Source organism: Amycolatopsis sp. CA-128772, assembly GCF_002904295.1.
In the GTDB taxonomy this organism is placed as follows: domain Bacteria; phylum Actinomycetota; class Actinomycetes; order Mycobacteriales; family Pseudonocardiaceae; genus Amycolatopsis.
Genome location: NZ_PPHG01000065.1, coordinates 36,672 through 49,159 on the forward strand (window position 1 = coordinate 36,672; position 12,488 = coordinate 49,159).

11 protein-coding genes are annotated in these 12,488 nt (G+C 70.7%); 2 read left to right on the forward strand and 9 right to left on the reverse strand.

Going from position 1 to position 12,488, the window contains the following annotated elements; all coding sequences use genetic code 11:
* Positions 1–112: 112 nt before the first annotated feature.
* Positions 113–2,167, forward strand: a complete 2,055-nt coding sequence (locus C2L59_RS22015; RefSeq protein ID WP_103351398.1) for a P-loop NTPase fold protein — start codon at positions 113–115, stop codon at positions 2,165–2,167.
* Here the strand turns inward: C2L59_RS22015 and C2L59_RS22020 are convergent.
* A complete protein-coding gene (locus tag C2L59_RS22020; RefSeq protein WP_103351399.1) occupies positions 2,131–4,803 on the reverse strand; it encodes a glycoside hydrolase family 9 protein in 2,673 nt (890 codons plus the stop codon). The two genes, C2L59_RS22015 and C2L59_RS22020, sit on opposite strands and share 37 nt — an antisense overlap.
* 237 nt (positions 4,804–5,040) lie before the next feature.
* Here C2L59_RS22020 and C2L59_RS22025 point away from each other — a divergent pair, with 237 nt between their 5' ends.
* Positions 5,041–5,253, forward strand: coding sequence for a hypothetical protein (locus tag C2L59_RS22025; protein WP_103351400.1), 213 nt, complete (start codon positions 5,041–5,043; stop codon positions 5,251–5,253).
* A 137-nt stretch (positions 5,254–5,390) separates the two neighbouring features.
* Here the strand turns inward: C2L59_RS22025 and C2L59_RS22030 are convergent, their stop codons facing one another.
* The 8 genes from C2L59_RS22030 to C2L59_RS22070 all read right to left on the reverse strand — a co-directional run.
* On the reverse strand, positions 5,391–6,188 hold the full coding sequence (locus C2L59_RS22030) for a GAF and ANTAR domain-containing protein (RefSeq protein ID WP_103351401.1): 798 nt from the start codon (positions 6,186–6,188) through the stop codon (positions 5,391–5,393).
* A gap of 449 nt (positions 6,189–6,637) precedes the next feature.
* Complete coding sequence (locus tag C2L59_RS22040; protein ID WP_103351403.1) at positions 6,638–6,889, reverse strand: lasso peptide biosynthesis PqqD family chaperone; 252 nt, start codon at positions 6,887–6,889, stop codon at positions 6,638–6,640.
* A gap of 192 nt (positions 6,890–7,081) precedes the next feature.
* Positions 7,082–8,425, reverse strand: coding sequence for a cell wall metabolism sensor histidine kinase WalK (locus C2L59_RS22045; protein WP_103351404.1), 1,344 nt, complete (start codon positions 8,423–8,425; stop codon positions 7,082–7,084).
* Positions 8,422–9,093: a response regulator transcription factor gene (locus C2L59_RS22050; RefSeq protein WP_103351405.1), complete on the reverse strand. Its 672-nt coding sequence runs from the start codon at positions 9,091–9,093 to the stop codon at positions 8,422–8,424. The genes C2L59_RS22045 and C2L59_RS22050 overlap by 4 nt, the downstream gene beginning before the upstream one ends.
* A 71-nt stretch (positions 9,094–9,164) precedes the next feature.
* Positions 9,165–9,806 carry a hypothetical protein gene (locus tag C2L59_RS22055; protein WP_103351406.1) on the reverse strand — a complete coding sequence of 214 codons (642 nt, stop codon included), beginning with the start codon at positions 9,804–9,806 and terminating at the stop codon, positions 9,165–9,167.
* 268 nt (positions 9,807–10,074) lie between these two features.
* Positions 10,075–10,884, reverse strand: coding sequence for an oxidoreductase (locus C2L59_RS22060; protein ID WP_103351407.1), 810 nt, complete (start codon positions 10,882–10,884; stop codon positions 10,075–10,077).
* Positions 10,885–10,890: 6 nt separating this feature from the next.
* Complete coding sequence (locus C2L59_RS22065) at positions 10,891–11,706, reverse strand: hypothetical protein (RefSeq protein WP_233223629.1); 816 nt, start codon at positions 11,704–11,706, stop codon at positions 10,891–10,893.
* A 299-nt stretch (positions 11,707–12,005) separates the two neighbouring features.
* A partial coding sequence (locus tag C2L59_RS22070; protein ID WP_146060421.1) for an anti-sigma factor occupies positions 12,006–12,488 on the reverse strand: 483 nt, incomplete at its 5' end.

The window sequence follows — 12,488 nt, forward strand, 5'->3', positions numbered from 1 at the left end:
CGGCGTCAGCTCCCTCGGATCGGTGAAACCTCCCGGGCGACCGTAACGCGGCCCGCGGCGCAAACGACATCCGGCCTGGTGGGGACAACCGGACACCCGGGGGACGACGCAGGTGACCTGGCAGGACGAACTCCGCGAACTCGACTTGCAGCTTGCCAACGGAAAGGTGTCGGCCGACCAATACCGGAAGCGGCGTGACGACGTCTTGTCCACCGCGGTCGCGTCGAGCGCGCCGCCCCCCGATCGAGTGCAATCCCCGTCCGACGACGCCGAAACGCCGCCGAACGGGTTCGACCTGCCGCCGGTGCGCCACGCCGCGGGTTTCCACGCGGACACCGATGACGGCCCGGACCGGATGGGCATCGCCGCCGACGTCGACATGCTCGCCGACCTCGTCGCGTCGCGCCTGATCGCGCCGCCGTTGTCCATCGGGTTGTTCGGGAACTGGGGAACCGGCAAGAGCTTCTTCATGCGCAGTATGCAAAGCCGGATCCGGGCGATGGCGGGGGCCGCGAAAACCGCCGAACGGTCCGCGGGACGCCGGGGACCGGAAATCTCCACGTTCTGCTCGTCGGTCCGCCAGGTCACCTTCAACGCGTGGCACTACGCCGAGGCCAATCTCTGGGCGAGCCTCGCGACGCACATCTTCGACCACATCGCCGCCAGCGGGTCGGAGGACGACCTGACCCGCCGCGCCCACGAGCTGGCCGAGCTGCGGCGCACCGAACGTTCACTGCTCACGCAGCTCAGCGCCGTGCGCCTGGAGCGCATGCTCGTCGCGGCGAGGCACGAGCGTGCCCCGGTCCGGCTGGGCCTGACCGCCGAGGACTTCGCGTGGATCGCCCAGGAGACCGGTGTCGACGCCGCCACGGCCGACCACATCAAGGAGTTCGCCGGCGAGGCAGCCGGCGTGACGACCGAACTCCGGCGCGGGTGGCAGCTCCTGCGCGGTGACGTCCGTGCGTGGACGACGCTCGCCATCGGCCTCGCGTTCGCCGTCGTGCTGGCCGTCGTGGTCCGTGGACCACTGTGGCCGGCCGTGGTGGGTGCTGCTTCGCTGCTCGCCGCGGCCACCCCGGCCATCACCACCGTCCGGAAGGCGGTGCGCCGGATCTCCGACGCGGCGGACCGCGCGAAGGACGCCACCGACCAGCGGCTCGCCGAACTCGACGCCGAAGCCGAGCGGCTGGAGCGGGCCGTCGGCGACCTCGCGCCCGGCCACGACGCGGCCGCGTTCGCCAAGTCCCGCTACGCCAGCGACGACTACCGCCGCCACCTCGGCATCGTCTCCCTGCTCCGGCGGGACCTGGAGACGTTCGCCGCGATCCTCGCCCGGGAGGAAGGGGGGCTGGAGCGGGTCGTGCTGTACATCGACGACCTCGACCGCTGCCCCAGCGACGTGGTCGTGAAGGTCCTCGAAGCCATCCACCTGCTGGTCGCGCTGCCGGTGTTCGTCGTGGTCGTCGGCGTCGACCCCCGGTGGCTGCGGAAGGCGATCACGACCCACTACGCGGACCTGCTCACGGACCTGGCGCCCGAGCAGTACCTGGAGAAGATCTTCCAGATCCCGTTCCAGCTGTCCGCGATGGACGACGACGCCTACCAGGGCCTCATCCGGAGCATGGCGCCCACGCTGCCGCGACCGCCGGCCGGCCCGACGCCCGCGGCCACCCCGGGCGCCCGGGATCGTCCCGCACCGGAGGACCCGGAGATCGACGTGCGCCCGCTACAGCTGGAACTCTCCGCGGCCGAGGTGGACTTCCTCTGCAAGGTGGGGAACCTGGTACCGACCCCCCGGACGGCGAAGCGGCTGCTGAACCTCTACCGGCTCATCCGGTCGCGGCTGACCAACGTCGAACTGGCCGAGTTCACCCACGGCGCGGCCGAGCCGGCCAAAGCGGTCATCGTCCTGCTCGCGCTGCACGCCGACGACGCCCGCGCGACCGGCGAGCTGTTCACCTCGCGCGAGGTGCTTCAACGGCAGACCTGGGCGGAAGTCGCGTCGCACCCATGGGACGACCCGACGCTGGCGAGCCTCATCGCCACGGTCAGCGCGATCGAGGATCTTCCGCAGCAACTCGGCCTCTACCTCGATTGGCTGCCGCTCGTCCGGCGGTTCTCCTTCGACCATCACGGTTCGGTCCCCCAGGCGAGCGCGCCGGACTGATAGGCGGTGACGGTGCTCAGGTCGGTGAACGACGCCGCCGTCCGGAAGCTGTAGTCGTCGGCCTGGTTGAAGGCGGACCAGTCGGCTTTGGCCACCCGGACCTGGAGCTCGCCGGTCGCCGCTCCGGCGGCGAGGGTACCGCCGCTGAAGGCGACTTCCACGTAAGCGTCGGCGCCCAGCCGCGGCGTGGCGAGCTTCACCACGCGCAGCGAGACGTTCGCGCAGCCGAGAACCGCGTAGTCGCACCAGATCTGGTAACCCGGGTTGGTGGCGTCGCCGGTGAACCAGTACCGCGCGGTGACGCCGGTCAAGGCGACGGGCGTGCTGCCCCGGTTGACGACCTGCAGGCTGGTGCGGATCTGGCTGTCGGTGACGCTGCCGCCGTGCTGCTGCACGGCGAGCGAGCCGGTGCCGGGGTCGCCGCCGCCGGTCGTGGTGGTGACCGAAACCGGGCTGCTCGGGGTCGACTGGTTGCCCGCGGCGTCCCGGGCGCGCACCGAGAACGTGTACGCGGTGCCGGGGGTGAGGCCGGTGACCTGGTAGCTGGTGCTCGTCGCGCTGCCGAGCACCGTACCGGCCGAGCCGAGCACGTCGTACCCGGCGACGCCGACGTCGTCGGTGGCGGCGGTCCAGCTGAGACCGACGCTGGTGCGGCCGGCGGTGGCGGTGACCCCGGTCGGTGCCGTCGGCGGCGTGGTGTCGGCTGTGGACGGTCCCGGCTGGCTGCCCCACAGCACGGTGGAACCCTGCGTGAGCACCAGCCGCGAAGCGTCGGCGGGCGCGCTGCCGCTGGGCGCGAGGCCGGTGTGCGACCAGTCGTTGGCGGGGTCCCAGGTGCCGGCGCTGCTGATCCGGAACTGCACTTCCTTGCGGTAGCGGGACTGGCCGCCGGGCGCGACGCCGCCGGAGCACGGCACCTCGACGTAGTAGGTCGAGCCGGAGAACTGGTGCACGCTCGGCGCGTCGCACTGGTTGTAGGCGGAGCTGACCGAGATCTGGCCGGGCGTGGTGGCGCCGTCGAGGGTGAAGTAGTAGCGCAGGGAGCCGGTGAACGTGCGCGCCGGCCACGCCGACTTGTTGAGCACGTACGCCTTGACCTCGGTGAACGTGCCGCCGTCGGGCTGGTTCAGCGCGCCCTGGGCCAGGACTTCCGGGCCGTCCGGGGTTTCCTTGGGCGGGAAGGCGGCCAGCGGCGACCCGCCGTACTCGCCGTAGAGGCGGGCCAGCGCGCCGGTGAAGCCGGCGTTGTAGTCGAGGGCCACCTCGTTCATGGTGTAGTTGGTGCGGTCGTCGGTGTAGGAGTCGTTGGCCGAGCTGGGGCCGCCGACGAGGGCGCCGTAGAGGATGTGCCGGCTCTGCGCGGGCTCGTTGATGTTGTCGGCCCAGGAGCCGTGCGCGGTGCGGTGGTGCGGGTTGCGCGGCGGGTTGACGCCGAACCCGACCTCGAAGCTGGCCCCGCGCGGGTTGTCACCGAGCGCGTAGTTGATCTGCCGGACGCCGAAGTCGTGGTAGGTGCCGGCACGCGTCGGATCGCTGGCGCGCAACCAGTCCGAGTAGGTGAGCGCCACGAAGGCGGTGTTCGCCGCGTACCGCAGCGAGCCCCACTGGTCGAGCACGGCCTGCCCGCCGGGGGAGTAGGGCACGTGCTGGCCGTTGACCCCGGTGGTCCACCAGTCCAGCCAGCGGTTGGCGTCGGCGACGTACTCGGGGTCGCGGGTGAGCTGAGCGAGCAGGACGTAGGCGCCGTAGGACTTGTCGTCCCAGGCGAGGGTCCACCGGTAGGAGCGGGTGCTGGTCTGCGGTTCGGTGGAGAGCTTTTCGTACTCGGCGCGCGCCTTGGTGAGGTAGGTGGCGTCGCCGGTGGCCTTGTAGAGCCAGATAGCGCCCCACACCAGCTCGTCCTGGTAGCCGCTCCAGGACTTGTAGAAGTTCTGGGCGTCGGTGATGCAGTTCGAGTAGACGCCCCGGTGGTTGTCGGCGAACGAGTACAGCTGCTTCGCGTGCGTGAGCAGGGTGGCGGCATAGGCGGAGTCGCTGCCCTGGAAGACCATCGAGCTGGCGGCCATCTGCGCGGCGGCCTCACCGGCGAGGTCCGAGCCGGGGCAGGAGTCGTCGATCCGGTAGGCGGGCCGCGCCATGGTCATGGTCTCGGCGGGCCCCCACCACTTGTGGTCGTCGTCGCCCTTGCCGACCTGGCCGTAGAGCACGTCGGGCTGCGGGTGCGCCTTGATCAGCCAGTCATCACCCCACCGCAGGTTCGAGAGCAGGGCACCCCACTGCCCGGAGTCCTGGTAGGCGGCGCGGTTCTCCAACGCCCCCCAGGCGAGCATGGTCATGCTGAATTCGAAGGGCAGCCCGAACTTGACGTGGTCACCGGCGTCGTAGAACCCCCCGGTCAGATCCAGCCCGGCATCCTTCCCGTCATCGAGCCCGGAAGGCCCCCGCCACGAAACCCGGTTCCCGGAGGGAAGCACCCCGGACCGCTGGGCATCGTAGAACCAGACGGCTTTCTGAAGCGCCTCACCGTAGTTGAACTTCCCGGCCCCGCCGGCCGCCCCCGGAGCGACCAGCGCGAGGCCGAGAACGAGCACGACCACGACCGCCTGGGACATCGCCTTCGACACTGAAGTGCGCACGCCGTCTCCTCGTCTCTGGGAGCGCTTCCAGGATCAGAGGGTAAGAAGCCGCATCCGCCGTGTAAAGCATCGACTTTTTCGGTGGTCGATTCGGCGGCGCCCCGCAGGGCCATCCGGCGCAACGGAGCGGTCTTGACCCGCTCGCCGGCGATCCACTGTTACCGCCAGCAGCTGGGAGCGCTCTCAGCACGTCGATGATCCGTCGGCGCTGACGCTGCGTGTCGCCGGCCTGACGCCATGCCGACCTACCGCGTCCTCGTCCGTGGCCAGTTCGACCGGCCCACGGAGAAGACGCGCACAGCGGTGAACACGCTGTGTCTGCTGGTCGAAACCGCCGCCGATCTCCACGGCCCGGCACTCGCCGACCAACTGCGAATACCTTGTCCCGGGCCGCTCACGGTCACCGAGGGCAACGCGATCACCGAACTGCTGCGCAAGGACGAAGCCTGATCCTGTCCGCGCCAGTCCAGTGGCGGCGAGCTCGCCGAGGGCGCCCGCTCCGACGACCCCGAGTCCGGTCATCCCGGCTGCCTTGGGGAAGCGGCGGCGGTCCTGGTCGTTCACGGCACTGCGGTTGATTCTTCGGCTCAGCGGATGGGCAGGTCGATCTCCGTGTGGCGCTCGGCGAGCGTCCGGGCGAGTTCGGCCAGCTTGACGTTGAGGTTCTGGGACGTCCGCCGCAGGACATCGAACGCCGCGTCCGCGGAAACTCCCCGGCGCGCCATGATGATGCCCTTGGCCTGCCCGATCACGTCCCGGCTGTCGATGGCCTTGCGCAGATGTGCGGCCTGCAGGTCCGCGCGGGTGACCGCATCGGTGGCGGCCAGAGCAAGGGAGGCGTGGGTCGCCAGCAGCAGCAACACGTCGCGGTCGGCCGCGTCGAGCCCGTGCCGGGAGCGCGAGTACACGTTGAGGGCGCCACTGGACTCGCCGGCGGGCGGCCCGCTGATCAGCGCGGTCGAGAGGACGGAGCCCATCCCGAGTTCCGTGGCGGCCGGCGCCCACTTGCGCCAGCGCGGTTCGGCGGTCAGGTCCGGGGCGATCGCGACGGCCGGGCCGCCGGGGTCGGCGGCTTCGACGCAGGGGCCTTCCCGGAACCGGTACTGCAGCCGGTCCAGTTCGATGGCGACCTCGTCGGTCTCGGCGGGGGTGTGGAAGTGGCCGTCGGCGTCCAGCAGGGTGAAGCTGGCCAGGTCGGCCGCCGGGACCATCACCGTCGTGGCCTCGAGCACGCGCTGCAGCACGTCTTCGACGGTGGGGGCGGTGAGCAGGGTGCGCGCCAGCTGGGCGAACTGCTCGGCCAAGGGGCCGGGGCCGAGCCGCCGGGGCTCCAGGTCGGCGACGAACTCCGCCTTGTCGCGCCGCCAGTCCTGATCACTGCTCATGCCGGTCTCCCCGAGTTGCTGCGGAAGACGGCTGCCTTCTCAACCATCGCGACGACCAACGTAGTCCGCCGGGGCGCCAAGCCGCTACCAGCCTCAACGAGCCGGGCGCCGAAAGCGATTCGCGTTTCGCCGCCCGACAACGAGGTAAGGGAACCGTGGATCCGGATCTCCCGTACGGGTTCTTTCGGGTCCAGGCCCTGCCGGGTCCAGACGCAGGGCCGGCAGGGCCGTCCTCATCTCTGCCTGGGCAACCCGGCGGGACGCCGGCTCCGTTCCCGGTGCACGAGGTCGGCCACGTGCCGCGCAGCCGGCACAGCAGCGTCGTGGCCAGGGAGCGTTGCAGGCAGCCTTCGCCGTGGCACTGCACCGCGCGCCGGCCACCGCGAGCGGGGCCGGGGGACGCCGCCACCAGGCCAGCGTCGGCCGGGTGGGCAGAGCCGTCGGCCTGCTCATCGCGGCACCGCCAGTCCGCGCCCGAGCAGTGCTTCCAGGAACGCCTTGACGTCCCCGGCCGCTTGTTGCGCGGGTACGGCGGATTGCCCGACCACTTCCCGCACCGGGTCGGCGCCCTCGGTCAGGGCGTGCACGATGCTCGCGCCCGCTGGGTTCAGCTCGAAGTACCATCCGGCTCGTTGGTCGAGCAGGACCATTCCGTTCTCGGTCGCTGTCACGACGACGCTGGGGTGCATTCGCACGGTCATGCCGGTGCACGTGAGGTCGGCATGAGCGAGCGCAGGAAGGGGGCAGTCCATGAATGGGCTGCCCCGCCACCGGTTGCCGCCCGTGGCCCTCCCATGGGCTGGTGGCGTGGTGCCGAAGGGATGGGCAGTCCCGGCTCGATCCGCACCGGCATCACCGGCGCCGAGTTCGGCGCGTCCCAGCTCCGATCCCGCTCAGTCGGGCACGACCGGCAGGTGGAACCGCATGCGCAGGCCGTGGTCCAGCGGTTCGGCGGCGACCTGCCCGCCGTGGGTCTCCACCACCTGGCGCACGATCGCCAGGCCCAGCCCGGAACCGGGCATCGACCGGGCCCGGGTGGAGCGGTAGAACCGGTCGAACACGAACGGCACGTCGGCCGTGGGGATACCGGGGCCTTCATCGGTGACCGAGAACTGGCCATCGGCCACGGTGATCGTGATCTCGCCGCCGGGTGGGCTCCACTTGACCGCGTTGTCCACGAGATTGGCGATGGCCCGTTCGATCGCGTCCGGGTCGACGTGCACGAGGCACGGGGTCAGGGCGGACGTGAACCGGGGGGCGGAGGTTCGCGTGGCGGCCTTGGCGATCACGGTCTTCGCCACCAGGTCGAGCCGGGTGTCCTCGGTGTGGGCGGGGTTTTTGCCGTAGCGGGCGAGGTCGACCAGGTTGTTGATCAGCGACCGCAGTTCCCGTGCCTGGCCGATCGCGTCCTGCACGAGGGCCGGGGCCTCGGGCGCGCGCAGGCCGTCGCCGTCGGCGAGCAGTTCGAGGTTGGTGGTGAGGCTGGTCAACGGGGTGCGCAGCTCGTGTGAGGCGTCGGCGACCAGTTGCCGCTGTGCCCGCATGGACGCGTCCAAAGCAGTGGTCATGGCGGCGAAAGCCTGACCGAGGTGGCCGATCTCGTCACGTCCGGTCAGGTGGTCGACGGGCGCGGTCAGGTCGTGGGTCGCGGTGATGTGCTCGACGGCCCGGGTGAGCTGCTGGACCGGCCGTAGCACGCGGCGCGCCGCCAGCCGTGCGGTCACCGCGGCCACCAGACCGCCGCCGATTGTCAGCGCGACCAGCAACGCGGCCAGCGAGGCCAGGATGGCGGCCTGGTCGTCCTGCCGCTGGGCGACCCGCATCAATCCACCCGGTGGCTTGCCCATCCCGGAGGTGAGGAGGCGGTATTCGACGCCGTTGTAGGTCGTGTCCTGGAAGTACGCGGGCTGCGTGCCGTTGGCGACGTCCGCGTCCCGTCGGGTGATCTCGACGAAGGCCCGGTTCGAGCCGGGGTACACCGGGCCGCCGACGAACTGGACCAGCATGCTGCCCAGTTCGACCGGTTCGTCGATGGGGATCTTGTCGCCGGACTCGGCGACCTTCTGCTTGAGCTGGCGGGCGAGGGAATCACCCTCGCCGATGCTCTGCATCAGCGACGCGTCGACCTGGTGACGCATGATCGACCGCACGGCCGGGTAGACCACCAACGACGCCACGGCGAGCGCCAGCAGCACGACGACTCCACCCGCGAGGCCGACCCTGGCGCGCAAGGTCATGGTTCTTCCCGCAACACGTATCCCAGGCCGCGCACGGTCTGGATCAGCCGGGGCTCACCGGTGGATTCCAGTTTCCCGCGCAGGTAGGAGATGTAGACCCACAACTGGTTGGATGCGGGCCCGAAGTCGTAGCCCCACACCGATTCGAAGATCAGCTCGCGGCTCAGCACGCGCTGGGGGTTGCGCAGGAACAACTCCAGCAGCGAGTACTCGGTGCGGGTCAGCTCGATCGCCCGAGCGCCCCGCTGCACCCGGCAGGTGGTGGTGTCCATCTCGATGCCGGCGAACCGCAGCACCTCCTGGACCGCGCCGCTGCGCCGCAGCAGGGCTCGCAGCCGTGCCCGCAGCTCGTCCAGCGCGAACGGCTTGACCAGGTAGTCGTCGGCGCCCGCGTCCAGCCCGGCGACGCGGTCCTCGACCAGGTCGCGCGCGGTGAGCATGAGAATCGGCGTCTGGTCGCCACGGCGGCGCAGCCGTCGGCAGATCTCCAGGCCGTTCGGTTCGGGAACCAGCACGTCCAGGACGATCACCTCGGGCCGCGACCGGCCGAGCTCGTCCAGCGCCTGCACGCCGTCGGCCGCGAGGGACACCTGATAGCCGTCCCGGCGCAGCGCATGCTCCAGCGAACGGCGGACGGCCTCGTCGTCATCGACCACCAGTACGCGCACGCGCCCAGTATGGAGCAGACCACGGTGCCCGGACCGGCCGTCGGCCGGCCCGGACACCCCGGCGGAGAGGATCACTTCCCGCTCGGCGCCCCGCCCTTGGGCTTGCCGCCCTCCTGCTTGGCGAACTCCTCCTTCACCTTGCGCAGCGCGTCCAGCAGCCGCTGCGGGGTGGTCCCCAGGCCCTTGGCGATCGCGATGAAAGCCGGATCCTTCGTGACGTCGTCACCCTTGCCGCCGACCTTGTCGAGGTCCTTGAACACCTGCCGGGCCCGGTCCTCGCTGATCTTCAGCTCGGCGGCCAGCAGCTTGACCACCTCGGCCGGAACGCCCGCCTCCTTGTCGGGAGCGGGTTTGCCGGGGCCGGGATCACCGGACAGTGCCTCCAGCACCTTCTCCGCACGGGCGACCGTGATCCCCAGTTCCCTGGCGAACGCGGCGATGGCTGCGGCCTTGTCGGTTCCGTTGACCACAGCACGTTTCAGGTTGCCCAAGGCGGTGGTCAGCCGCTTGACCGTCACGTGCAAGCTCGCGGCGACCTTGGCGAGCTGCTCGTCGTTCTTCCTGCCTTCGTCCTTCTTGCCGTTGTCCTTCTTGCTGTCGGGCTGTGCCGACGACGGAGCCGCCGGAGCCGCTGCCGACGCGGCGGCCGCGCCGGTCACGGCCGTCAGGCCGGCCACCATGGCCGCGGCGACGAGTCTGGTCCGAATCCCCATGTGTGTCCTCGCTCGATGCAGGGCACCGGCCCATCCGGTGCCGTCTCCACCACACCAACCGCACTTCAGCGGGACTTTCACCCGACTTTGGAATCACCTAAGGAACGTCGTCGCAGGTTTCCGACCGCCACGAGCTTTGCCTGGCCCCGGGCACCTCGCGTCCAGCCCCATCGAGGGACTCATCGACGACCGCGCTCGACAGCCGACGTCCGCACATCGGCATGAGAAGGGCGTCTGGATGCACGACCCGTTCGGCCGGTGGCCAAGTTCAGAGGTAATCGACCCCAGTCAGTTCCTGGGCCGCGGCCCAGAGCCGTCGGCCGGTGGCCGGGTCGGCTGCTTTCGGGGTGAGCCGAGCCTCGGTGACGCGGCCGCGCGTCTCCGCGAGGCCGGCCGGTCCGAAGAACTGGCCGCTCTGCACGCCGGGTGCCGTGGCGGCGTACAGCTGCGGCAGAGCGCCTCGTTCCCCCGGCTGGGTGGCCAGCAGACCGAGCCGCGCGATCGCCTGCCCGAGCCGGCCACGGTGTTCCCAGGCGCGCGGGGTCAGGTTGGTTCGAGTGAGACCGGGGTGGGCCAGCACGCTCGCGATCGGTAGTCCCGCGGAGCGCAGACGACGGTCCAGCTCGACACCGAAGATCGTGGTGGCTAGCTTCGACCGGCCGTAGGCGGTGGCGGCCCGGTAGCCGCGTTCGAACATCAGGTCGTCGAAGTCCAGGTCGGCGGCTTTGTGGGTGAGGGAGCTGAGGTTGACCACCCGCGCTTCCCCCGCCGCGGCCAAGTTGTCCAGCAGTAGGCCGGTCAAGGCGAAGTGGCCCAGCACGTTGGTGGCGAACTGCAGCTCGAAGCCGTCGGCCGAGGTACGGCGCGGGCCGAGCAGAACCACACCGGCGTTGTTGACCAGCAGGTCCAGCGCCGGGTGGTCGACGGCCAGTTCGGCGGCGAACGCGCGGACCGACTCGAGGGAGGCCAGGTCCAGCTCGCGCACCTCGGTGTCGCCGCCGATCCGGCGGGCGGCCCCCTCGCCGGCGGCGGTATCGCGGACGGCGAGCACGACGTGGGCGCCGCACCCCGTCCGCAACGCTGCCTAGCCGCGACGAAGACCAGCTGCGACGGTCTGCCGGTACTCCTGGTTCAGCCGAGCGAACCTCAACTCGTCGACTGCCGCCGGGTCCATCAACAACTCGATCACCGTCGCGCCACCAAGGGATCGGCGGATGTCGGCGCCCAGCCCGGTGGCGAGGGGTGCCAGGAGCCGGTGGTGGTCTGCGTCGAAGTAAGTCCACCAGCTCAGCCAGTCCGGCCAGGCACCCCGAGCCGGCGGAGCGTCCCAGGCGAGCGGATCAGGCACCTCGGACCAGATCTGCTCCAACGACCACTCGTCCTCGACGCGGCCGAACAACGCACCGGTCTCGTCCGCGATCGCGATCCACAGTTCGGTCAGCAGCCGGTGCAGCTGCCGGAACGGTTCAGCCCGAGCACCACCGGGAGTCCGCGAGCAGTAGCACGCGTCCAACGACAGATACACGGAGTCCCAGCCGCTTCCACCGTCCGGCTTGGTGGACAGCCAGACATCTTCTGCGGCGCTGGTCCACAGGTTGGTCGACCATGAACCCACGGCAAGGGCCTGCACCAGCTGTCCGCGGTCGAGCACCCGGTGTTCGCCCTCGCGGCCCGGCGAGTTGTCGAATCCGTTGATCCCGCCACCCGGCCGGTGCGGCGACAGCCCGAACCCGTCGGCCAGGGACAGCAGCAGTTCGATCGTTGCGGAGTTCAACGTCGCGCTGGGCAGTACCAATGTCCACGACCAGTCCGAGCCCATGATCGGCATCTTCGCACAAACCGCGGCGCCGCCGAACCGGATACGAGCCGCCCACGCGTGCTCGCGTCCGCACATCGGCATGTGAGGATGTTGCAATGGTCGGTCATCTACATGACCGTCTGTGAGCGCTCAATCACGTGCGTGAGCGGAAGTTGGTCGCGGCTCCTTTGTGGCTGGCGTCACCCGGCGGCCTGCAGCGCAAAATCGCATGCGCGATTCAGTGACTGCGCGGCAACGGTCACATCGTGCTCGGCGAAGGCCGCCGAATGGCGCTTCTCGAACCACGAGCCCCACCCTCGCGCGGCGTTTCCCCTGAATCACGAGCAGTCCGGAGAGGGCCGAAGGCCCGGTCGCCGCGGTGACCGGGCCTTCGCGCTGGTTCAGCTGACCGTGAGGTTCGCGATCGATGGCGTGGTCGGCTGCAGGGATCCCGTGGCGGGCTCGACGGTCACCGCGACCCCGTCGGTGCCGGCGGGGAGGACGGCTTCGACGGTGCCTTGAGGGCGGATGAGGCCCGCCGAGCGTGGCGCATCCGGGCCGGTCAGCCACACCTCGTAGGCGTGGCCGGCGTCCAGCCGCGGCAGGGCCTGCGCGGCGATGAGGACTTTGCCCAGCTGCCGGGAGGCTGTGGCCGTGACCGAGCCGCCGCCGGCCACGGCCGTGCGCACGGTGGTCGCGTCGGGCGCGGACGTCACCGCGCGGCCGTCGGCCACCGGCACCGGGCGGCCGGAGACCGACTGGTCCAGCCCGATGCTGATGCCGCCGGCGAGCACCGCTGCCGCCGCGGCGACGGACGCGATCCCGATCAGTGCACGCTTGCGCCACGGGGTGCGTCGCGCGGGAGAGGTCGGCTCGGCGGCGAC